The organism is Anabaena sp. AL93, from assembly GCF_001672085.1.
Classification (GTDB): Bacteria; Cyanobacteriota; Cyanobacteriia; order Cyanobacteriales; family Nostocaceae; genus Dolichospermum; species Dolichospermum heterosporum.
The window spans coordinates 110,536-133,848 of the sequence record NZ_LJOU01000001.1 but is presented as its reverse complement, the minus strand read 5'-3'; the positions used below and the strand labels follow the sequence as shown (position 1 = coordinate 133,848).

Here is a 23,313-nt window from a genome sequence, read left to right as displayed (position 1 = left end):
TTCACTAAAGCAATAGAAGCAATTTGTATATCATTTGAACTAATAGGAGTTCCAGAATTTGCTAAATCAGCGCGAATTTTGCCATAATTTTCTGCACATTCATCATCAAAAGGTAAAGAAACAAATTGTTCTATGAATATTTTTTGTACAGCTATAGCTTTTTGAGGATTATTACTACGCATAGAACCATAAAATAATTCAGCTTTGACTACAGAACAAACCGCAATTTTTTCAGGTTCTAAATTATCAAGATGATGATTAATGCTGAGAGATTTACCCTTGAGATACATGATACAAACGATACAAACATTCGTATCTAGTAAATAAATTAAAGAATCATTTTTCATTAATAACCTCAATTAAATCATCATCCGTTGCAAAATCAATATCAGCACAAGCACCATATAAATTAAGTAAACCTGCGGAATGGAGAATATTATTTTGGATTAAAAATCTTTTGAGTTCAGTGTCAGAAGGAAAGTTTAGTAAATCTTTTAGTTCATCAAAATCAATTAATCTTTCTCGAAAGGCTTCTAATACAAGATTATTCAGGATTTTTTCTGGTAAATTACCCCATTGATTGATGATTTTCGTTGTTAATTTATCTGGTAAATCAATTGTTACTTGCATAATTGAAAAATCTCTTAATGGTGCTTAATTAATTATTTTAACATAAATTTGTTAAAAGTTTAATGTCTGAATCAGGATATCTAAGATTAAAGGATTAACAGGATGTTATTTGTCTGAATCAGGATATCCAGGATTAGAGGATTAACAGGATGTTTTTTAGAAAATATAGGTTTTTGTGAATGATAGAAAATATATTTTCCTCTAAATCATAATTTATAATCATTAAATATTTACAGAAAATCTATAAATAACAATCCTGTACATCCTTAAATCCTGGTAATCCTGATATGGCTTGCGCCACGCTACGCTATCAGACAACCACCACAAACAATCTCCAAATAGGAAGCCAGGGAATTTATTCCCTGTCTAAAAGCTAAAGTCGGTTTAAACCGACTATTGGGAATGATGGAATATTACATTTATCTTCATCAGGTAAAAAGTCCATCAAATCCTGTACATCCTAAAATCCTGGTTATCCTGATTCTGACAACGACAATAAACAATCTCCAAATAGGAAGCCAGGGAATAAATTCCCTGTCTAAAAGCTCAAGTCGGTTTAAACCGACTATTGGGAATGATGGAATATTATATTTATTTTCATCAGGTAAAAAGTCAATCAAATCCTGTACATCCTTAAATCCTGGTAATCCTGATTCTGACAACCACAACAAACAATCTCCAAATAGTGAAAATGTAACTTTACCTATTTGTTAATAACTAAAAACTTGAGAGGAATATTATTAGCTTCCCAGTATTCTTTGGCTGAATTTAAAATATCCAATGCTATTTGGTACTGTGTCGGTTCAGCTTGAGCAAAGATATCAGCATGATCATATAATATCACATATCTTTGAGCCGGACACCATGTTAAATCGGTGATACATTCATCAAAAGCATCCCAGTTAGCGCCGAAGTATGAAGGAAATTCCATTGCTTCAGCAGCTTGTTTTAAAAATGTTTGTTTGCTATTGATTTTTTTACCATCAAGATAAAAAACTTTATGATTCATAGATTTATGGTGAGGAAATAGGTTAGCAAAATAGTCTGAATCAGGTGGTTATCGAGCGAAGTCAAGATAATGTCCAGGATTAGAGGATTTACAGGATGATAAAATATAAAATGGACGATTGTTAATAAAAATCTATAAATCTTAAAATCATGTAGATGATAATTTTAACTTTGTTCAAGTATTGTGTTATAATTAATTCAGAGTTAGAAGAGTAAAAATATCATGATTTTAGCTGTTAAAAATGCTCTTTCCACAATTGCACCCAAGTTAACTTATGATGTGTTAATTGAAAACCAAGAAGATGGCGCTGTGAAAGCGACATTATTAAGTTTACCAGAATGTCAAGGTTTAGGTGCGAATAAAGAGGAAGCATTAAATAATCTTATTCAGCTTTTTCAAGCACGAAAACCAGAAATAGTAACTTTAGAAATTGAACCAGATAAAACAGAACATCCTTGGCTGAAATTTGCAGTAATGCACAAGGATAATCCTCTTTTTGGTGAAATAATAGAAGATATAGAAGCTGAAGGTAATGCTTGGGACGTGCTAGAGGCATTAACAGGAACTATTGAAGCACCAAGTGATTGGTCAAATCAACATAATTACTATTTATATGGTACTCCTAAACATGACAATGAGATCAGAGAATGAATCAGGAAAGACTATTTTTAGATACGGTATTTATTCAGGCTCTATTAAACAAGAATGATCAATACCATACTCAAGCAAAAGCATTATTACCAAGGGTGAAAAATGCCGTTGAAGTATGGGTAACAGAAGCCATTTTAATAGAAGTTGGTAATGCTTTAAGTGCAGTGAACCGTACAGCATCAGTTCAGTTTATTAATCAGTGTTATCAAACAGAAAATATCAAAGTTGTTAGTGTAGATTCATCGCTGCTTATGCGTGCGCTGGAACTTTATCACAGTCGTCAAGATAAAAATTGGGGTTTAACAGATTGTATCTCATTTGTTGTTATGAAAAATCAGGGGTTAATTTATGCAGTAACGGCTGATATTCATTTTGTTCAAGCTGGTTTTGTGGCTTTATTAAGGAAGTCAGAGAATAAGTAAATTGTCTGAATCAGGATATCCACCGATTAGAGGATTTTCAGGATGTTTTTGATAACTTATGGTTTTTGTACGAGAGAGAATATATGTTTATTATTCAATAAATATCATCATTAAATATTCACAGAAAATCTATAAATTGCAATCCTGTACATCCTAAAATCCTGGTTATCCTGATTCTGACAATCACAATAATACGCTTTCTCGAACTTGTAATTTATTTATGATACTTTCTTCCAAAAGATGATAGAGAAAATGGGCAGTTTTTAAATTAGCTGAATGTAATAGATTTTGATAAACTTGACACGCTGATTCATCATTTAAAATCCGATTGTGAATAATTCTTGTCCATTCTTGTGCAGTTATCATTAATTGAGGTACAACATAAATAAATGCTGTAATTTGTTTTTCCATATCAAAAGATTCCAGAAAATGAATTAAGCTAAACATCACTTCTGGCTGTTGACATTGATCATCTAAAATTAGATGATAGGCAGATAAATTATTTTCATCAGGATTTTCAGCTATTTCAGCTAAAGCATTTTCAAAATTTGTAAATTGTTCTTCTGTTTGCATTAAGCGATTTTCTTGCAAGGTTGCCAATAAATTATTTGGATTCATTGTTTTGTACCTTATTCTTAGAAAGAATAACGATTACACAATACTTCCCGAACTGACTTTTATATTTTCTTGCTGTTTAGATACAGAATTTGTTTGTGTAAATTCATTAAATAATTGAAAAAATTCCTCAAAAGCAGTATTTTCATCTTTGGAGAAAAACAAAATAATTTGATCCCACGTTTGATTATAAGCAACATTATATTTTTGTTGTATCCAAGTTTGAAAATTTGAAAATTCTTGTTCTTGTACAGTTTGAGGTATTTGAATTTGACGACGGGCAAAACTGTAACCAGCTATAAATGTGCGAAGGTTAGCGATGGTTGCTTTTCCTAAATACATAGCTGGACGTTTTTGGATATTGCGGATTAAATCGTATAGATCTAACATGATATTCCTCTGGTTAAAATGGCTCTTCAGTAATTTGAAATTCTCCACCTAAATCTTGTATAACGCAATATAAGTTATTTATCCAGTTTACCCTAGAAATTCCTTCAGGGTGAATGTTGTCAAAAATTAGTTCTTGTCCATTAATTTCTATTGCAATAGCATAATGTCTACCGTTAATCGAGATATTTTGTTGTAAAACTTCATGGTAGATATTACAGAATGGGTCTTCTGTACTGCCTGTAAACAAGTTAATTTCTCTACCAGGTATTTTCTGATTAATCAGGAATTGACGCAAAGCTATAGCACAAGGAACACATTCAAAAATATGAAATTGTTCGGCTATATCATTTAGTTGACGGACAATATCATTATTAGTCATGATGTAGGATATTTTTAGCCAGATTAGAAGAAATATGGAAAACTATAATCAGAGTAAAAATACCATGAATTTAGGAAGCCGGGGCATAAATTTCATTATTTGTCAGAATCAGGTGGTTATCGAGCGAAGTCGAGATAATATCCACCGATTAGAGGATTAACAGGATGTTTTTTAGAAAATATAGGTTTTTGTGAATGATAGAAAATATATTTTTCTCTAAATCATAATTTATAATCATTAAATATTCACAGAAAATCTACAAACTACAATCCTGTACATCCTAAAATCCTGGTAATCCTGATTCAGACAACCACAACCAACAATCTCCAAATAGTGAAAATATAATTTTACCTATTTGTTAATAACTAAAAACTTGAGAGGAATATTATTAGCTTCCCAGTATTCTTTGGCTGAATTTAAAATATCCAATGCTATTTGGTACTGTGTCGGTTCAGCTTGAGCAAAGATATCAGCATGATCATATAATATGACATATCTTTGAGCCGGACACCATGTTAAATCGGTGATACATTCATCAAAATCATCCCAGTTATTGCCGAAGTATGTAGGAAATTCCATTGCTTCAGCAGCTTGTTTTAAAAATGTTTGTTTGCTATTGATTTTTTTACCATCAAGATAAAAAACTTTATGATTCATAGATTTATGGTGAGGAAATAGGTTAGTAAAATTGTCTGAATCAGGATGTCCAGGATTAAAGGATTTACAGGATGATAAAATAGACCATTGCTAATAAAATCCTATCAATAACTACTTTAACCGCCAAATCTTGATAGTGTCGTCACTACTCCCACTAGCCAGGGTTTGACCATCGGGGCTGTATGCTACTGAATAAACCAAGATATAATGACCTTCAAGGGTTTGCAGTAGGTTTCCCGTTTTTACATTCCACAGTTTGATAGTGTTGTCAACACTCCCACTAGCCAGAGTTTGACCATTAGGGCTGTATGCTACGGAAAGAACCCTCTTAGAATGACCTTCAAGGGTTTGCAGTAGGTTTCCCGTTTTTACATTCCACAGTTTGATAGTGTCGTCACTACTCCCACTAGCCAGGGTTTGACCATCGGGGCTGTATGTTACTGAGTTAACCCCGATAGAATGACCTTCAAGGGTTTGCAGTAGGTTTCCCGTTTTTACATTCCACAGTTTGATAGTGTCGTCTTCACTCCCACTAGCCAGAGTTTGACCATCGGGGCTGTATGCTACGGAAAGAACCGAGTAAGAATAACCTCCAAGGTAAGAATGACCTTCAAGGGTTTGCAGTAGGTTTCCCGTTTTTACATTCCATAGTTTGATAGTGCTGTCAACACTCCCACTAGCCAGAGTTTGACCATCGGGGCTGTATGCTACTGAATTAACCAAGTTAGAATGACCTTCAAGGGTTTGCAGTAGCTTTCCTGTTTTTACATTCCACAGTTTGATAGTCTTGTCATTACTTGCACTAGCCAGGGTTTGACCATCGGGGCTGTATGCTACTGAATTAATATCATTAGAATGGCTAGTGAGGGTTTGCAGTAGGTTTCCCGTTTTTACATTCCACAGTTTGATAGTCTTGTCCCAACTCCCACTAGCCAAAGTTTGACCATTAGGGCTGTATGCTACTGACGAAACCGAGTCAGAATGACCAGTGAGGGTTTGCTGTAATTGTAGTGTTTTCTCAGTTGAGGAGGGAGTTAGTGTTTCTACTTTAGGAGTTGGTTTATCTGGATGATTTCTCAATAAATTTTGTCCTACATAGCCATAGAGTTGAGTTCCTATAAAACCTAATGTCGCAATTATTAATAGTTTTCTCAGTTTCGTATCGCTTACAAAAGGCGTTTTTACAGGTTGACTCTGAGGTTTATAAACTGGCGGTTGTGAAACCTGACGAGGCGTATTTGCAGACTGATTACTTTGCGAAGTTTTAGATTGAGTTGGCTGAACTGAAGATGAAACAGTTTTAGCTGTTGATGGGGTTATTACAGGTTGATTTTGAGGTTGATAAACTACTGGTTGTGTAACTTTAGATTGAGTTTGCTTAACTGCGGCTGAAGTATTTGTATTAGTATTTCCCGGAATTAGGTTATTAGCTTCAGCTTGACTAATTAGACTTATTTGGTTTGAATCTTTTAGTATTATTTGTGGAGTATTACGACCTGATTTTTGATGTACTTCAAGAGTTCCCGTAATTTTGATATAACTTCCAACCCAATTACTTAATTGAGTAATTGTTAAGCTTCTGGAATTAGATAAATTTTTTAACCCTTCTGAAAATATAACAATTGTAAAAGGACTGTAACCGTTGACGAGACTGGAAACATTACCAAAGTTAATAAAGAATATATTTGTGCATAACGCGCTATAGCTTTCCAACCCACAATAAATAAATCCTGTATATTTTATTAGACTTTATAACCCCTCTCCAAACCTCTCCCCTGCAAGGAGAGAGGCTTTAAAACTCCCTGTACAAAAACTAATTTTTTCATGTCCCCTCTCCTCCTAGGAGAGGGTTAGGGAGAGGTTCTTCTAGCTTATACACCCTCTAAGTAGTAATTTGACCCCATCCCACCGGCGGTAATGCCACAGCTTCCCCTACTTTGCCACTAGAAACCCGTTTCATGGAAGTGGAAAGCCAAACAAATAAAGAACGAAAATCTAAGCCATTCAGCATTACTGGAGGACGAGGTGCAATTTGTTTAAGTTTATTCATATCTGCACCCTGAACACCAACAGTAAAAAACAACATTCGCCGCTGTTCTTCTTCTTCCCTCACTCTTTGCGCTGCACCCTCCCAAGCATCTGTAGGCGCACCATCGGTAATTAAAAATACCCAAGGACGATAATAGAGTACACCGTTATCCTTATAAGACTGTTTGCGGGTTTCCAATAAATTCAAAGCGTATTCTATGGCTTCACCCATTGGTGTTGCACCTTCTGTTTCTAGCTTAGGCGCTGTAAACTGGTCTATAGTGACAAAATCTTGCGTCAGTTTCACGGGTCTAAAGGTGACAATAGCCACTTCTACACTTAAAGAAGCTTGAGCATCTTTCATCACATCTTCCTTGAAAGCCGCCAAACCTCTATTTAACTCCTGGATAGGTTGTCCTGACATTGAGCCAGAAGTATCAAGCAAGAGAATTACCGGACAACGATTTTCCGGGTTTTCCACGAATTCAGGCAAACCTACTGGCATTTTTGATACTCCTGATTAATCAAGGTGAGATGCAAAATGTATAAACTAGATGTTACTTGTTACTACATAGCCTAACATGGATGTTTGTACGGAATCAATACCCATAATGTCTAAATATTTAGTTTCATATTTATTCTTTCCCAATATCATGGATAACGTTGCTAATAGCATTTTCACAAATCATCAGTCATCTTATTTGATACGAACCACAGAGGCACAGAGGACGCAGAGGTGGAGAGAAAGGAGACTGTTAGATTTTATTTAGCAACGCTATCTTTGTAATTATTCGCTTTTCACCCCTTTACTAAAAATCCGATAGTACAACCAGGTACTAAATTCTTTGATGGGAAATAGGATATAAGTCAAAGGATTTACTGTGACAATAATATTTCTAAAATCCCGTTTTGCAAAAAATACAATCCCCTTTGCAACCTGATTTGCTGACATCACACCATAAGGATTTAATTGACTTTTGAAAGGTCCTAAAATTAATTTGCGAATGACACAAACTTGATCTAATCTTTTAAGGGTGACAATATCCCCTAATGCTCTTTTGCTCAGTTCATACAAGGGGCTTAAAGCTGAGGAAACTTCCGCTTCTGAAGTATTTACCCAAATTTCTTTAGTGGCTTTGTCTTGGGGTCCTGTGACAGTTGCAGAAAAAACATCTATTAATTCCAAAGCAGAAAATGTGTTAACTTGATAGGAATTTTGAATGGCGGCTGAAGTGCGATCTCCATAAACATTTATGCCATGATTGATAATGAGAATATCAACTTTATTTAAACTTTCTTTTAGTTGAGTTTCATTACCCAATTCCCATTTTACAATTTTGACCCGCTCTTGAATTGCGATTTTTTCAGGATTGGTTGTTAATGCCACAACTTTGGCATTATGCTTTAATAATTCCGCTGCTAATGCTTGTCCTAATGCACCGGAAGCACCTGTTAAGGCTACGGTTTTACCTTTGAGAGAAAGTCCTGTTCCTAGTATTTTATCCACTAGGGGAAAAACACCACTATAGTAAGCATTAACATCATCAAAATGATGTCGCCAATGATAGGTTCTATTTACCCACAAAACGGAAGGAATTTTGTCTAATGGTCCGGGTAAATGATTGTAGTCTGTGTCTATTGTTCCTTGAAAATATCGCAGAGATGCACCGTATAAAAACGTGACTGCATAAGCAACTCCTAACCATAATCCCCATTGATGTGCTAGTAAGGCAATTATTGTTAATATTGTTACTAATATGCCCGATTCGACAATATCGTGATACAACTGGGAATCTACGTAGGCTTTTTGCGAAGTTAAAGTCAAATCCCGCCGATATACAGCATGATGTTTATTATGCCATTTCGCTAACCATGTTATCTGATGACACAAAGCATGATAAGCATCTCTGACAATTTCTGCGAGTAGGAGGGAGGAAAATCCCCAGGTTGTGAACTGGATACAGTTGTTTACTAAAACTGCATCAATAGTTAAGCTTTGAGCCAAAATCATCATCTTTTTGGTGATACCTCTTTTTCCTAATTAAACCAAGTTATTACCATCTTTGTCTAAAGTTATATCAATCCCTGATTTGCTCAATTAATCGCTGTTCTAGTAAATCTAATAATTCATCTACATTTTTTCCCACTTCTTGAAAACAAGTTTCTGGTGATGATTTGGGTGCAAATTGAATTAACTTAATTTCCCCTTTCCCAATTCCAATCATCACTACTTCTGTTTCGGGTTTGTTATTATCAATAATTCCTAAGATTTCTTGGAGACGATTTTCAACTCGCTCGTTTAATTTTTCTATTTCAGATTGGGGACAATAGACAAAATGGGGAGTTGGTTGTAAATCAATCCCAATAGTTCCCTGAGTATTACCATTTTCTAACCACAATCCCCAAAAAAGTGCGGCTAGTTCTAGCTGATTGTTTTTGACAAATCTATCTAACTGTCCTCGCCATTTGTTCTCTGCTGTTTCGGGTTGGGGAATACTAAACATGATCATTAATTGGTAATTTTATTTTTGTTATTTTAACCCAGATTGCACACGCCATAAACTGGTGTAAATGCCATTTTTCTCTAATAGTTGTTCATGAGTTCCGGCTTCGACTAATTTGCCATGTTCCATGACATAAATGCAATCAGCATTGCGAATGGTGGAAAGACGGTGAGCAATAGCAATGGTAGTCCGATTAACGGTAATTCGTTCTAAAGAACGCTGAATTGCGGCTTCTGTTTCATTGTCTACCGCTGATGTGGCTTCATCTAGGATGAGAATTGGTGGATCTTTTAATACTGCGCGAGCGATCGCAATCCGTTGTCTTTGTCCCCCAGATAACTTTTGCCCCCGTTCTCCCACAATTGTCTCATAACCTTGGGGCAAACTCATAATAAAATCATGAGCTTCGGCTATTTTCGCCGCCATGATAATATCTTCATCGGTAGCGGTAAAAGTCCCATAGGCAATATTTTCTCCCACTGTACCATGAAATAAAAACACATCCTGACTCACCAAACCAATAGCGCGGCGTAGATCTCGCAAATTTAATTGTTGTAAATCAATTCCATCCAAAGTAATTTTTCCATTTTGCACCTCATAAAATCGCAGCAAGAGTTTAACTAAGGTGCTTTTTCCTGAACCTGTCGAACCCACAATTGCAATTGTATTTCCTGCGGGAATTTCCAAAGATAAATTGTGAATAATTGGGTTTCTATTGTGATAAGCAAAACTCACATTTTGAAATTCCAAAGCCCCGCGAATCATATCTATAGGTAAATCAATATTTCCGGTATGAATTGCCATCGGAGTATCCAACAAATCCATCACTCGATTAGTAGAAGCCATTGCCCTTTGATATAAATCAAAGGTATCTCCTAACCTGGTTAATGGCCACAGTAAAAGCTGGACTAAAAACACCAAAGAACTATAAGCACCTACAGCCAATCTGCCTTCTACTGCTGCCATCCCGCCAAATAATAGCAAGATGGTAAAAGCGATTAAAATGAACATCCGAATAATCGGAATATAACCCGCAGATAAAGCGATCGCCTTAGCATTACTTTGACGATAAGCATTACTTTCTGATTCTACCCGCGCGGCTTCATAAGCTTCTGCTGTAAAACTTTTAATAGTGGTAATCCCACTCAAATTATTAGATAATCTCCCATTTAGTAACCCTACTTTTTCCCGAACTTCTGCATAGCGAGGAGCTAGAAATTTCTGAAAAATTATCGAACCAAAGAGAATAAATGGCATAGGCAAAATTGCCATCCCAGCCACACTAGGAGCTAAAATAAAAAACGCAGTCCCCACAATAATAATAGTAGTAGTGACTTGGATAATATCATTTGCGCCCACATCCAAAAACCGCTCTAATTGGTTAACATCATCACTGAGAATAGACATTAAACCACCGGTACTGCGTTCTTCAAAATAAGCTAATTCTAATTCTTGTAAATGCTTATATACGTCTAGCCTTAAATTATGCTGAATATTCTGTCCCAAATTGCGCCATAGTAACTTATAGGCATATTCAAACAATGACTCCAACACCCAAGTAATTACCGTCAACAAGGATAAAATCAGAAATTGCCCATAAATATCTTTTACACCTAACCGGGCAATGATAGAATCTTGTTGCTTAACAACCACATCCACCGCAATCCCAATTAATACAGGGGGTGCTAAGTCAAAAACTTTATTGAGGATAGAAGCACCAATAGCCAGACGAATTTGTTTAATATACTGATGTCCATATTTAAATAGACGCTGGAGGGGACGAACAGAATGTTCACGCCTTTTTGATAATCGGAGAGATTTAAATGGCATAGCCACATTAATTAATAATTACTTGCAGCTAATACTACCATATAATTGAGTTGATTTATTATCAATATTGAAGCAATAGATACAGTTATCTTCCTTTAGGAACAGAAGAGATAATTTTGAGAAATTGGTAACTTGTAATTTGGCAAACTTCACTTTTGGGAATTATATTAGAAAATATTGTCGCTAAAATTATTGTTCCCAGCAGCAAACAGCAGGGTATAATAACCTTGTCAATCAACCAGATGTGCTAATTTTCAGTGAAGACTACCAATACAGCAAAAATTCCTACTAAAACTCAGGGAATATGCCATATCAATCTTGATTTTGTTTAAAAATGCCACTAATGTGAGCAAATCTCCCTCCCGAAACCAGAACCAGACGTAAAACTAGACAAATCAATATTATGTCTACTCCCAATCATCAGCAACTCTCACTCCCAGAAGCCAAGAAAATACTCAACAAATTTAACTGTCTGGATATTGCCCCCATTCTTAAACCGTCAGAAAAAGTTCCCACTCGTGAGGCATTAATTTTTCTCACCAGTCTTACCGATTATCAAATCTTAGGTATTTGTGCTGATACAGCCGAAGAGGGAATTTTAGCCATGAAAACCTATTCTCGCGCTTTGGGTTATCAAGCACCAACTGATTTACCACATCCAGAAGGACCAGTTTATATCAAATTAAATGGCAAAAATGGCTTGTGTTATCTCGATTCCTATTCTGGGCATCATCGGGGAGTGTTAGTATCTTGCCAGTCCTATCAAGAGGGAGGAGTTAACGAGATGTATGGACATTTACCCCTCGATTTATTTGTCTAGGATTTCATTTACAATCATCTGTAGGGTGGGCATTGCCCGCCCTCTTCTTAATCACTAATTACCGCATAATATGAGCATTGTTACCTTACAATCAGTTAAGAAAGATTTTGGAATTAAAGAACTTTTAAAAGATGCTAATTTTAGTCTGGATACTAATGACAAAGTTGGTTTAATCGGCACTAATGGTTCTGGGAAATCAACTCTATTAAAAATGATTGCTCGGTTAGAATCAATTGATAGTGGGCAAATTTTAGTTAATTCTGGGGCAAAAATTGTTTATTTACCCCAACAACCAGATATGGACGAAAATCACACTGTTTTAGAACAGGTATTTGCTGACAGTGGTGAACAAATGAATCTCGTCAGAGAGTATGAAGAATTATCTGATAAATTGGCACATTATCCCGATGATAGTCAGTTAATGTCTCGTCTTTCTAGTGTAATGCAGCGGATGGATGCGACGGGTGCTTGGGAGGTAGAAACCAACGCCAAAATCATTTTAACAAAATTAGGAATTGCTGATTTTGATGTGAAAGTTGGCACATTATCCGGGGGATATCGCAAGCGGATTGCTTTAGCAGCGGCTTTGATATCAGAACCAGATTTGTTGTTAATGGATGAACCTACCAACCATCTTGATGCTTTATCGGTAGAATGGTTACAAAGTTATTTAAATCGCTATCGCGGCGCACTTTTATTAATTACTCATGATCGTTATTTTTTAGATAAAGTTACTAATAGAATTATCGAAATTGATCGAGGTGATATTTACAATTATACAGGTAATTATTCCTATTATTTGGAAAAGAAAGCTTTAGCTGAAGAATCTGCCGTTAGCACTCAAAGGAAACATCAAGGGATTTTACGGCGGGAATTAGAATGGTTAAAAAAAGGACCAAAAGCTAGAAGTACCAAACAAAAAGCCCGAATTGAACGCGCTCATGCTTTGCGAGATACTGAGTTTAAACAACTTAATGGCAAAGTTGATATTTCTACCGTTGGTAGGCGGATTGGTAAGAAGGTTATTGAACTCAAAGATGTTAGTAAAGGCTACAATGGTAGAACTCTAATTAAAGATTTTACATATCAATTTAGTCCAGAAGATCGGATTGGCATTATTGGTGGTAATGGTGCAGGAAAATCTACTTTAATGGATATTATGACTGCCAAAATTAAACCAGATTCTGGTAGTGTGGAAATTGGGACTACAATTCATATTGGTTATTTTAACCAACATTCAGAAGAATTATTGACGGCGGTAGATGATAATCAACGAGTGATTGATTATATTAAAGAAGAAGGGGAATTTATTGAAATATCCGACGGGACGAAAATCACCGCTTCCCAAATGTTAGAGAGATTTTTGTTTCCGGGAAATCAACAATATGCACCCATTAATAAACTTTCTGGGGGAGAAAAACGCCGTTTATATTTATTGCGGATTCTCATTAGTGCGCCCAATGTGTTGATTTTGGATGAACCGACTAATGATTTAGATGTGCAGACATTAGCAGTATTAGAAGACTATCTAGAAGATTTTAATGGTTGTGTAATAGTAGTTTCTCATGATCGTTACTTTTTAGATCGGACGGTAGATAGAATTTTTGCTTTGGAAGAAGGTGGAGGTTTACGTCAATATCCAGGAAATTATTCCATTTATTTAGATTATAAAAAAGCTGAGGAAGCAGAAAAACAAGAAACACAAAAACCTGTAATTGTCGAAGAAAAGGTTGTCTCTCCTGTTACAGAGACTAAAAAACGCCGCAGATTATCGAATTGGGAAAGACGGGAATTTGAGGAACTAGAAGGAAAGATTGCCAAGTTAGAAGCAGATAAAACAGCAGTAGAAAAGAAATTAGTAACTCTAGCTGGAAATTATAGCCAAGTGCAAAAGCTATATGAAGAGGTGGAAACTCTGAAGAAAAATATTGATTTGTCCACAGAACGCTGGTTGGAATTAGCGGAAATGGATTCTTAAGTTGCAATTAAATTAATCGTCTTGTTGAAATCTTCAAATATACGTAGGGTGGGTTAGCAAAAGCGTAACCCACCATCTGATTAGGTAGTTATGTAAAATAAATTGCATATATCTCATATAATTTATGCTTATAAGAGCTAATATATAGCTCCAACTTATTAAATAATGTAGGGATCTATTTATATTTAAGTTAATAGGCAAAAGTGACATAATTGCTGCAATTATGTCACTTTTTTTAGCTATTTACAGTCCGTAATTGTCTATTTTTTAGTGATATTCTCAACCTAAAAGGGCAAATTTACGGATATTTGTGCGGAAAATGCTGTTATCATCAAGCTATTGAAGGTGACAAAACTGAAACAATTATGTCACTTTTATTTTGTCTAAGTCTCTAGACAGAGGTTTTTATTTTTCATAGGATGTAGTCAGGAAATGAAAAAGTATAACATTTTCGGTTTTCTAGATTTTTTGACTTTTTAAAACCAAGGAGAATACAAAGATGGCTAATATTCAAATTGCTGATTTAGCACAAGTTGAAAACCAGTTTGATGAATTATCTGATTTGGAACTTGAGGTAGTGGGTGGTTTTATTTATTACACACCATATGGCTATGCTTGGAGGGCTGTTGGTAACTATTGGTGGTTTCGTCGTTACTAAACTTGTCTAGAGCATAAAACCAATCACACTATACCATTAAATGGTGGGTTACGCCGTCGCTAACCCACCCTACATTTTTGTGATTCTTCTCGTTTTTTTCTCGTTCCCAGTCTCCGACTGGGAATGCTACTTAGAGGCTCTGCCTCCATAATTTAGTATCAATGAAGGCAGAGCCTTCCGTAATTCATTCCCATACAGAGTATGGGAACGAGAAACTATCATATCATTTGTTTATAGTGAATGATAAAGAATAAAATACCCCATTTTAATATTATTAAAAATGGGGTTTTGTCTATTCTGCAATTAGTTAAATACTAATACTGTTGAGAATAAGTCTGGGTTGGAGATATTCGTAATTTACTAAACGTCCCTTATTATTCAATTCAATTTTTCTCTGTACCACATTCAATTCTTGCTGAAATTTATTCACAACTTGGTCAGCATTTCGATCTGTAAATTCTTCCTCTTCATAATATCCCAGTCTGTCATAACGATAGTCTGAAAGTATGTACACAGTTGATAATTGGGTATTTGTGGGCTTGGCAGGTGGTAGAAAATCTATGAGGGCTTGACGGTCTTTAATATCACCCTTTTGTTGAATTGCTTGATAAGCAGCTAGGGGCATATTAGGAATAAAACCCATGTATTCATATTGGGAGAAATTAACCGCCGAATGCTGCGGACCACAAATATATATGATAGTAGTAACAATCTCAACTAATTGTTCTAGGGTATCAATGCGATCGCTCATACCCTTAACCCTACCACCATCCTGAGCCACTAGTTCCCGCGCCCAAGCTTGCAGTTCTCCGTCTGCTTTCAAGTCTGCTGAACTCTTATAATAAAGCTGCAAATAGTTAAATACAAACTTATTAATCGCATTCCATAACAAAATTCCATCATCCCGATAAGGATAATGTGGCAAGTTTTTCACATCATCTACACCGCGATTTTTGAGTTCCCTAGGTAGAGCAAACTGGTCTAGACTCCAACTTTTATAGGCATCTACCACAATTTGCAATGATTCTTGCAGAGTTCCTGCTAATAATTCATCCACAAAACCGCCCCTACTAACCAGACGCTTGCGAGCTAAATCATTATTAGCCAACATAAACCGGAAATGGGGTCTGAGTAATATTCTCAGAGGATGATTTTCAGCCAGTTGACGCGGGGTGACAACAGCAAAGGGTTCCATTACCAGGTGAGTCCGGCATAAATGGCTGTTCATTTCATGATGATTAGCATCAGCAATTTGCACACAGGACTTAGCATAAAACCAGGTTAAAGGGTCATCAAAAGGAGTTAGCAAGGGGCTGACTTTACCTGCCTTGGGATTGATTTGAATGGCTACAGGTACTAATTGGCCTCGATCTTGAAAGCCCGAACTGCGCCAACAGAAAAAGGCTAGAGGTGCTGGTAGGTACTTTTTTCCTTTGGCATAAGTGCCACCTTGAATGAACGCCAAGGATCTATAATCAGCGACATATAGATTTCCTGTGGCCAATCTTTCGATTAAATTAATAGAATTGCCAAACTTATCCTGTAATTCTTCGATGGTAAAGGCAAAGTTAGCTGGCATTTGCTTAATTTGACGTAAAACCATTGGATTCACCCCACAAAGCCGTTGTTCGGCGAAGGAATCATCGGTTTCATAGGTTTTCATCACATTAGGTTTTTGCAAAACTGGGAAAAAGTCCTCATAATCTTGCAATTCATCTAAAGTATCCCACATAGCATGAGTTTTAACAGCCATCATATTTAGAGGAAGTTCTGCTGCCTCTAATGTCCGTTCAGCAATATACTTAGTAGAAAAATTCTCTGCGGGAGGTACGCTTTTGAGCATCGCCATAGGCGGCAAAAAATCATACATGAATTGATACTCTTTGCGTCCTTTCTCTAGAGAAGATTGGCGTTGTGCCGGGTTCGGGTCATTTTGAGGTAGAAATGGCTGCATAATATTTATTTATGATATGGACTAGGATATTTGGCTTAAGTAAGAGCGACGAGCTTTACCCACGCTAATAATAACATTGGTCAGCATTTCTAATGCTAAGTCTTTCCCCGGACAAATGCGGCCAGCATGACGGGAACCAACGGAATTAAAACCCATGTGAAAAGGGCAAAGATTTTCTCTGTCTGCATTAAATTCATAAGCAGTTTTTCCCCAAAAATCTTCACTTAACATCCCCAAAAGCATAGGAATTAAAATTTTAGTTCCTTTCGGAAAAGTTCGCGCTTTACCCGCCAATGTAATCGTAAATGGTTCTGTCGCTACTCGGTGAGTGGCACTTACAGGCATAAACAGACGGGCGCATTCTAACAGAAAAAGTTGAATACTAGGACGATCATTAAGATCGAGCCTGTCCCAATAACTCTTAATGTCAATTTTATCAGTTTGACGACCTTGGTAAGCAGGAAGGGGTTGATAACCCAATGCTGTTTTTCCCAAGTGTAGCGGCCCTTGCAAACCGGCAATACTCATTAAAGACACCATCAGTTTTGCAAGTTCTCGCCGCGTCATTTTATGATATTTAGGGTCGTTCTCTTCAAAATTAGCTAAGGCTGGAGAATTTTCGTAAATCGTCGCTACTTGCTCTACCAGTTCAGGAACTTGACGAAATCCCCATATATTTAACTTTTCTAAACTACTGCTGCCAGCAAAATAATATAATGTTCCCCTTTTTGTATAGTGGAAGGTTGTAATAATTCTTATTGTTGCTTGATCATCAGGATTAATGCCAAAAATAACGTAGTGAAGATACCGGACTAAAAAGCCCATCCAATCCCGTTGATCATTATTGAAAAATTCTTCTAAAGTATTATTGGTAATTCTATCTACATAATCAGCCGCTAACTTATTGAACAACCGTTGTGCTACTTGATCATTTTGACGCATTACCATGCCTTCATTAAAGAAGTAATTATCAACACACTTACGGAAAGCATGATGATTTTCCCCTCCGGGGGCTGCGTCTGAGAGAGTAATTAAAAGAACATTGCGACCTCCTTGATCAACTCCCGGACCATGACTAGAACTAAGCATGGAAGTTCCTAGTCTCCAGTCACGGGCTTGGGGTGAGGTTAAGGCGGTTTCTAGGGTTTTAAAGTCTCCTAAGACTACTTCCCCTGCACAACAAAAGGCATCCCCCAGCACTTGCCTTTTCCTATCCAGGTAAGGTGGATTATTGGCAATTGTTCCCTCTACAAAACTGATTATAGGCAGAAAGGTACGGCTGACTGGGTTTTGAGGGTTCTCTATTGCCCAAGCTTGAAAGTGATTCAGGGCTTTGTCTAACAATGAGGGCTGAAGATTGGTTTCTGGTCTGGTAGTTGGCTGCATAAAGGTTATTTTTTTTCCTAAGTATAAATAAATTTATTCGATAATCCAGTTTTGATCAATATTTTTTAATATTTGATATTTATTTGTTCTATCACATCTTCATAAATATCTGCCATTGTCAAAGTTAAATTTACTGAATTTAAATGTAATTTATCATCTTTTCCTAATACTTCCGTTGACCAATTTCCTTGATCATCTTGACGATAAACCTCCACTTTTATTTGATTTTGGTAAATTAGAATATATTCTTTTAAACTCTCTATGGTTTGATAATTAATGCGTTTTTCACGTTTGTCTATTGTTGCTGTGGAATTAGATAAAACTTCTATAATCAAATTAGGACGAGTTTTAAAGTACCTTTCCTTATCTTCAGGATCACAAGTAACAATAATATCAGGATAGTAGAATATATTAGCATTTCTGATTTTAACTTTTACTTTCATATCTGACACGAAAGCACGACAGGAACTCCCACGCAAATGGGGGACGTAATATGGCGTAAATATTACCCGCTATCAGGTTATGTTCTTCGCTTGCACCTGCCATTGCAAAAACTTGTCCGGCCACATATTCATGGCGAATATCGCTAGATTTTTCAGCGTCTAGGTATTCTTCAACGGTGAGAATATTTAATGAAGATTGCATGATTTTTAGATGGTTTTACGGAATATGGTACGATTTTATCATAGCAATATTCAAGATGTTCAGATCCCCAACTTCTTAAAGAAGTCGGGGATCTATATTCTATGATATTTAAACAACCTCTTTAAAAAACTTCCCATGAGCCAAACTGCCATAAATCTCGTTGCTATATTCGTCTTTCTCATGACTCTTTCCAGTCTGTTAGGACCATTAATACATCTTTCTCCCACAATACCTGCTTTAGCTACGGTGACTTTTTTAGGAATTGCAACTTTAGATAATTTCAGTTTTCAAGGCAAGGGAGGAACGATAGTATTAGACTTAGTGGCGCGATTTTCTCCAGAATATAAAGAACGTATTTTACATCATGAAGCCGGTCATTTTCTCGTGGCTCACTTGTTAGAAATTCCGGTGACTGGTTACACTCTTAGCGCTTGGGAAGCTTGGAAAAAAGGACAACCGGGACAAGGGGGAATAACTTTAGAAGATGGGGAGTTAACAGCGCAAATAGAAAAGGGTCAAATTACTGCCCAAATGTTAGACCGTTATTGTACTATTTGGATGGCGGGAATTGCGGCGGAAACTTTGTTTTTTAACTCATCTGAAGGTGGTAATGATGATAAAAGTAAGTTAATTGAAGTTTTGCGAGTTATTGGTTTTTCGGAAGCAGGTTATCAGCAAAAACAGCGTTTTCATTTGCTTCAGTCCAAAACTTTGATTCAGGAAAATTGGGAGAGTTATCAAGCTTTGGTAGCAGCAATGAGAGAACGGGTTTCTGTTGTGGAGTGTTTGGAAATAATTATCTCACGCAGAGGCGCAGAGGCGCAGAGAGAATGTGGAGAGGTTTCATGAAATGTCTCTAGACTTGTAGAATATAGGTCTTTCACCTGTAAAATTATTTTTGTAATTACTCATGTCTTCAAATCCCCAGTATCTTAGCGGTAACGATATTCGTCAATTATTCCTCGATTTCTACACCCAACGGGGACACCAACCGCTTCCGAGTGCTTCTCTTGTTCCTGAAGATCCGACTGTGCTACTAACGATCGCAGGTATGTTACCATTTAAGCCGATATTCCTGGGACAACGGACACCGGAATTTAAACGCGCTACGACTTCGCAAAAGTGTATTCGTACCAATGATATCGAAAATGTGGGACGGACTCACCGCCATCATACATTTTTTGAGATGTTGGGGAATTTTAGCTTTGGTGATTATTTTAAACCACAGGCGATCGCTTGGGGTTGGGAATTATCTACTCAAGTCTTTGGTTTCTCTCCTCAAAATCTGGTTGTCAGTGTGTTTGAAGATGATGATGAAGCTTTTACCATCTGGCGCGATACCATTGGTGTAACGGAAAAACGCATCAAGCGCATGGGTGCAGATGATAATTTCTGGGTATCTGGTGCTACTGGTCCCTGTGGACCATGTTCGGAAATTTATTATGATTTTCACCCAGAACGCGGTGAAGATAATATTGATTTAGAAGATGATACCCGATTTATCGAGTTTTATAACTTGGTATTTATGCAATATAATCGGGATGCGTCAGGAAATTTAACCCCGTTACAAAATAAGAATATTGACACGGGAATGGGTTTGGAAAGAATGGCGCAAATCCTGCAAAAGAAGCCGAATAATTATGAAACAGATTTGATTTTCCCGATTATTGAAACTGCGGCAAAAATTGCCAAAATTGATTATCATCAAAGTGATGAAAATACGAAAGTTTCTTTAAAGGTAATTGGTGATCATGTCCGTTCTGTGGTTCACATGATTGCTGATGAAATTCGCGCTTCTAATGTGGGAAGAGGTTATGTTTTACGGCGTTTAATTCGTCGCGTCGTTAGACATGGGAGATTAATCGGAATTTCTGGAGAATTTATTAACCAAGTTGCAGAAACCGCAATTTCTCTTTCGGAATCAATTTACCCAAATTTGCGACAAAGAGCAACTGCTATTAAAGCCGAATTGCAAAGAGAAGAAAGTAACTTCTTGAGAACTCTTGATAGAGGAGAGAAGCTATTAGCTGAAATTATCCAAGATGTAAAACAAAAAGGATTAACTTCTATTAGTGGTGAAAGTGCTTTTACTCTCTATGATACCTACGGTTTCCCATTAGAATTAACCCAAGAAGTTGCTGAAGAAAATAATATCACTGTTGATGTTGATGGTTTCAATGCAGAAATGCAAAAACAGGTAGAACGCGCAAAAGCAGCACATGAAACCATAGATTTAACAGTACAAGGTTCTTTGGATAAACTTGCAGAACATATTCACTCCACACAATTCATTGGTTATACCCAATTAACAACAACAGCAAAAATCGAAGTTTTATTAGTTGCTGGTGTTTCGGAAGAAGCAGCAGAAGCAGGAACAGAAGTGCAAATTGTTCTCGATAAAACTCCTTTTTATGCAGAATCAGGGGGACAAATTGGCGATAAAGGATATATTTCTGGTGATGGTGTTTTAGTCAGAATTGAAGATGTGAAAAAAGAATCTGATTTCTTTATTCATTTCGGACGCATTGAACGGGGAACAATCAGAATTGGTGATGAAATTACCGCACAAATAGATACCGCTTGTCGTCGTCGCGCTCAAGCTAATCATACAGCAACTCATTTATTACAAGCTGCTTTAAAGAAAGTTGTAGATGAAGGAATTTCTCAAGCTGGTTCTTTGGTTTCTTTTGATAGATTGCGCTTTGATTTTAACTGTCCCCGCGCTTTAACCGGTGAGGAAGTTATCCAAATTGAAGAATTAGTAAATAGTTGGATTTGCGAAGCTCATCCTGCTACAATAGAAGAGATGCCCATAGCCGAAGCAAAAGCTAAAGGTGCAGTAGCAATGTTTGGGGAAAAATACGGTGATCAAGTGCGGGTGATTGATTTCCCTGGCGTTTCTATGGAATTATGTGGGGGAACTCATGTTAATAATACTGCGGAAATTGGCGTTTTCAAAATCATTGCTGAAGCTGGAGTTGCTTCTGGGGTGAGAAGAATAGAAGCGGTATCTGGGGCGGCGGTATTGGATTATTTGAATGTGCGTGATATAGTTGTGAAAGATTTGTGCGATCGCTTTAAAGTCAAACCGGAAGAAATACCCGACAGAATCACAACTTTACAAACCGAACTCCGCAACAACGAAAAAGAAATTCAAAGCCTGAAATCACAGATAGCAATAGTTAAATCTGACAGCTTATTACAAACTGCGGAAATCATCGGAGAACATAAAATTATTGTTTCTCAACTAGAAGATATTGACGCAGAATCATTAAAAGACGCTGCGGAAAGATTGCTGCAAAAAATCGGTAATGGTGCAGTAGTTTTAGGTTCTATTCCCGAAGCAGGAAAAGTGAGTATTGTTGCTGCTTTTAGTTCTGAAGTGAATAAGAAAGGTGTACAAGCAGGAAAATTTGTGGGAACTATAGCTAAAATTTGTGGAGGTGGAGGTGGTGGAAAACCCAACCTCGCGCAAGCTGGGGGAAGAGATGCAAGTAAATTACCAGAAGCATTAGAAACAGCGAAAAATGATTTGTTAGCAGCGTTAAAATAGGATTCAGATCCCCGACTTCTTTGAGAAGTCGGGGATCTAGATTTATATTGTCACTGCAACTTTACCAACTTCTGTAGAAGGTTTGGGTATAGGTTTTCCATCTTCCTTCAATCCCTTTTTCCTGGGGGGTGTGAACAGTTACCCAAGGTAAGTAATAAATTAGATTTTTCAAACATCCTCTAAGATAACGGTACGTTACGCTGTCGCTAACACACCCTACGAATCTAATCAGATTTTCTCATTTTGTTAATTTCTGCTTGTAATTTTTCAATTTCTTTTCTGAGTTTTTCTGCTTCATGATCTGGTGTTTCTGGTGTAACATCTACTGAACCGTCAGCAGAACGTTGATAATTGCCTTTTTTGATTTGTTGATATTCTTCTGATACTGCCCAACTGCGTAAGTAGTGCAAGCGTTCTACGGGGAAAGGGTGACTCAGCATCATTCCTTGTCCGCCATTGTATAAGAGAAATTTATATACTTGATTCAGCCCATCATCATCTAGCGCTTGATATTTTTCTGACTGCTGAATAAATTCTTGTAAACTACATTCATGGGCATATTTATGACTACCTCCAGAGAGTTTCATCATAGATGACATGACTGGGTTTAAATCGTCCATAACTAATAAAGCCGCTCTATCTGCGGATAGTTCAGCTTTGCGTCGCCACTCAAAAAAGGCATAAATCAAGCCTTGACTGACAATATTACCTAAACCGAAGGTTAATTCACCAATGACGGAAGCGGCATTCATCGCCCACATCGCCATTTGAATTAAAATAGTATGACCACATTTAATATGTCCCAGTTCATGAGCTAAGACCGTCCGTAGTTCGGCTTCATTAAGTAAATCTAGTAACCCAGTGTTAACGACAATATAAGGGTGTTCTTGTCCTAAAGCATAACTATTAACTTGGGCGTTTTGAGCGATAAACAAGCCCGGTTCGCCGCTAATGTCCAAATCTCGGACACATTCCCGGAATATCTGGTAAATAGTAGAATATTGGCGGGGTCCGACTTGAATGGAGTTACCCATTAAGTAGACAAGTTGGGGTCGTTCATAAACAAATTCTACAAATTTACGGGCGATTAAATCAAAGCCGGGTAAACTGCGTAAAGCTTGTTCTGCTTGACTATCTAATGGATGTCTGAAGGCTTCGCTGGAAATTCCTGGATAAGTTGGCATAATTTAGGAGAATGGGTAAA

The 23,313-nt window shown here is 36.9% G+C and carries 23 protein-coding genes and 1 pseudogene; 8 read left to right on the top strand and 16 right to left on the bottom strand.

Annotated elements, in window-relative coordinates; all coding sequences use genetic code 11:
- Both AN486_RS00650 and AN486_RS00645 read right to left on the bottom strand, forming a co-directional pair.
- The coding region (locus AN486_RS00650) for a type II toxin-antitoxin system VapC family toxin (protein ID WP_290598625.1) at positions 1–347 on the bottom strand (347 nt) is incomplete at its 3' end.
- Entirely contained in the window at positions 337–630 is a 294-nt protein-coding gene (locus AN486_RS00645; protein ID WP_053540422.1) for a hypothetical protein, read from the bottom strand. The genes AN486_RS00650 and AN486_RS00645, both read right to left, overlap by 11 nt.
- Before the next feature lie 402 nt (positions 631–1,032).
- Between AN486_RS00645 and AN486_RS00640 the strand changes: the two genes are divergently transcribed.
- On the top strand, positions 1,033–1,344 hold the full coding sequence (locus AN486_RS00640; RefSeq protein ID WP_290598623.1) for a hypothetical protein: 312 nt from the start codon (positions 1,033–1,035) through the stop codon (positions 1,342–1,344).
- On the opposite strand, the gene AN486_RS00635 is transcribed toward AN486_RS00640, so the two are convergent.
- Positions 1,334–1,639, bottom strand: a complete 306-nt coding sequence (locus AN486_RS00635; RefSeq protein WP_081424288.1) for a barstar family protein — start codon at positions 1,637–1,639, stop codon at positions 1,334–1,336. The two genes, AN486_RS00640 and AN486_RS00635, sit on opposite strands and share 11 nt — an antisense overlap.
- A 222-nt stretch (positions 1,640–1,861) precedes the next feature.
- Here AN486_RS00635 and AN486_RS00630 point away from each other — a divergent pair, with 222 nt between their 5' ends.
- Positions 1,862–2,290 (top strand): type II toxin-antitoxin system HicB family antitoxin, encoded by a 429-nt coding sequence (locus tag AN486_RS00630; protein WP_053540420.1) that lies wholly within the window; start codon positions 1,862–1,864, stop codon positions 2,288–2,290.
- Entirely contained in the window at positions 2,287–2,712 is a 426-nt protein-coding gene (locus AN486_RS00625) for a PIN domain-containing protein (RefSeq protein WP_053540419.1), read from the top strand. Before AN486_RS00630 ends, AN486_RS00625 begins: the two co-directional genes overlap by 4 nt.
- Positions 2,713–2,895: 183 nt before the next feature.
- Here AN486_RS00625 and AN486_RS00620 read toward each other — a convergent pair whose 3' ends face one another.
- The 9 genes from AN486_RS00620 to AN486_RS00580 all read right to left on the bottom strand — a co-directional run bounded on the left by AN486_RS00620 (position 2,896) and on the right by AN486_RS00580 (position 11,115).
- Entirely contained in the window at positions 2,896–3,330 is a 435-nt protein-coding gene (locus AN486_RS00620; RefSeq protein WP_053540418.1) for an Imm30 family immunity protein, read from the bottom strand.
- A gap of 33 nt (positions 3,331–3,363) precedes the next feature.
- Positions 3,364–3,717: a hypothetical protein gene (locus AN486_RS00615; protein ID WP_053540417.1), complete on the bottom strand. Its 354-nt coding sequence runs from the start codon at positions 3,715–3,717 to the stop codon at positions 3,364–3,366.
- A 13-nt stretch (positions 3,718–3,730) separates the two neighbouring features.
- Complete coding sequence (locus tag AN486_RS00610; protein ID WP_053540416.1) at positions 3,731–4,096, bottom strand: papain fold toxin domain-containing protein; 366 nt, start codon at positions 4,094–4,096, stop codon at positions 3,731–3,733.
- Between the two features lie 351 nt (positions 4,097–4,447).
- Positions 4,448–4,753, bottom strand: a complete 306-nt coding sequence (locus AN486_RS00605) for a barstar family protein (RefSeq protein WP_053540415.1) — start codon at positions 4,751–4,753, stop codon at positions 4,448–4,450.
- 111 nt (positions 4,754–4,864) lie between these two features.
- Positions 4,865–6,466: a WD40 repeat domain-containing protein gene (locus tag AN486_RS00600; protein ID WP_234413232.1), complete on the bottom strand. Its 1,602-nt coding sequence runs from the start codon at positions 6,464–6,466 to the stop codon at positions 4,865–4,867.
- A 169-nt stretch (positions 6,467–6,635) separates the two neighbouring features.
- A complete protein-coding gene (locus AN486_RS00595) occupies positions 6,636–7,286 on the bottom strand; it encodes a VWA domain-containing protein (RefSeq protein WP_053540414.1) in 651 nt (216 codons plus the stop codon).
- Between the two features lie 282 nt (positions 7,287–7,568).
- Complete coding sequence (locus tag AN486_RS00590; RefSeq protein ID WP_290598626.1) at positions 7,569–8,792, bottom strand: bifunctional sterol desaturase/short chain dehydrogenase; 1,224 nt, start codon at positions 8,790–8,792, stop codon at positions 7,569–7,571.
- 67 nt (positions 8,793–8,859) lie between these two features.
- The gene (locus AN486_RS00585) at positions 8,860–9,285 is read right to left on the bottom strand and encodes a hypothetical protein (protein ID WP_053540413.1); all 426 of its coding nucleotides are present in this window, start codon (positions 9,283–9,285) and stop codon (positions 8,860–8,862) included.
- A gap of 27 nt (positions 9,286–9,312) precedes the next feature.
- The gene (locus tag AN486_RS00580; RefSeq protein WP_290598614.1) at positions 9,313–11,115 is read right to left on the bottom strand and encodes an ABC transporter ATP-binding protein; all 1,803 of its coding nucleotides are present in this window, start codon (positions 11,113–11,115) and stop codon (positions 9,313–9,315) included.
- Between the two features lie 403 nt (positions 11,116–11,518).
- On the opposite strand from AN486_RS00580, the gene AN486_RS00575 reads away from it, so the two are divergent.
- The 3 genes from AN486_RS00575 to AN486_RS00565 all read left to right on the top strand — a co-directional run bounded on the left by AN486_RS00575 (position 11,519) and on the right by AN486_RS00565 (position 14,571).
- Positions 11,519–11,935 (top strand): DUF1824 family protein, encoded by a 417-nt coding sequence (locus tag AN486_RS00575; protein ID WP_027404618.1) that lies wholly within the window; start codon positions 11,519–11,521, stop codon positions 11,933–11,935.
- 70 nt (positions 11,936–12,005) lie between these two features.
- A complete protein-coding gene (locus AN486_RS00570) occupies positions 12,006–13,913 on the top strand; it encodes an ABC-F family ATP-binding cassette domain-containing protein (protein WP_053540411.1) in 1,908 nt (635 codons plus the stop codon).
- Positions 13,914–14,412: 499 nt separating this feature from the next.
- On the top strand, positions 14,413–14,571 hold the full coding sequence (locus AN486_RS00565) for a hypothetical protein (RefSeq protein WP_168635558.1): 159 nt from the start codon (positions 14,413–14,415) through the stop codon (positions 14,569–14,571).
- A 307-nt stretch (positions 14,572–14,878) separates the two neighbouring features.
- Here AN486_RS00565 and AN486_RS00560 read toward each other — a convergent pair whose 3' ends face one another.
- From AN486_RS00560 to AN486_RS00550, 3 genes and pseudogenes are all read right to left on the bottom strand, one after another.
- Complete coding sequence (locus tag AN486_RS00560) at positions 14,879–16,525, bottom strand: lipoxygenase family protein (RefSeq protein WP_168635557.1); 1,647 nt, start codon at positions 16,523–16,525, stop codon at positions 14,879–14,881.
- A gap of 21 nt (positions 16,526–16,546) precedes the next feature.
- Positions 16,547–17,911: a cytochrome 450 gene (locus AN486_RS00555; protein ID WP_290598610.1), complete on the bottom strand. Its 1,365-nt coding sequence runs from the start codon at positions 17,909–17,911 to the stop codon at positions 16,547–16,549.
- Positions 17,912–17,976: 65 nt separating this feature from the next.
- Positions 17,977–18,556, bottom strand: a pseudogene (locus tag AN486_RS00550) (Uma2 family endonuclease).
- Between the two features lie 135 nt (positions 18,557–18,691).
- On the opposite strand from AN486_RS00550, the gene AN486_RS00545 reads away from it, so the two are divergent.
- Entirely contained in the window at positions 18,692–19,405 is a 714-nt protein-coding gene (locus AN486_RS00545; protein ID WP_053540408.1) for an ATP-dependent Zn protease, read from the top strand.
- Between the two features lie 61 nt (positions 19,406–19,466).
- A complete protein-coding gene (gene alaS, locus AN486_RS00540) occupies positions 19,467–22,109 on the top strand; it encodes an alanine--tRNA ligase (RefSeq protein ID WP_290598607.1) in 2,643 nt (880 codons plus the stop codon).
- A gap of 224 nt (positions 22,110–22,333) precedes the next feature.
- Here alaS and AN486_RS00535 read toward each other — a convergent pair whose 3' ends face one another.
- Entirely contained in the window at positions 22,334–23,293 is a 960-nt protein-coding gene (locus AN486_RS00535; protein ID WP_168635555.1) for a M48 family metallopeptidase, read from the bottom strand.
- Positions 23,294–23,313 lie beyond the last annotated feature (20 nt).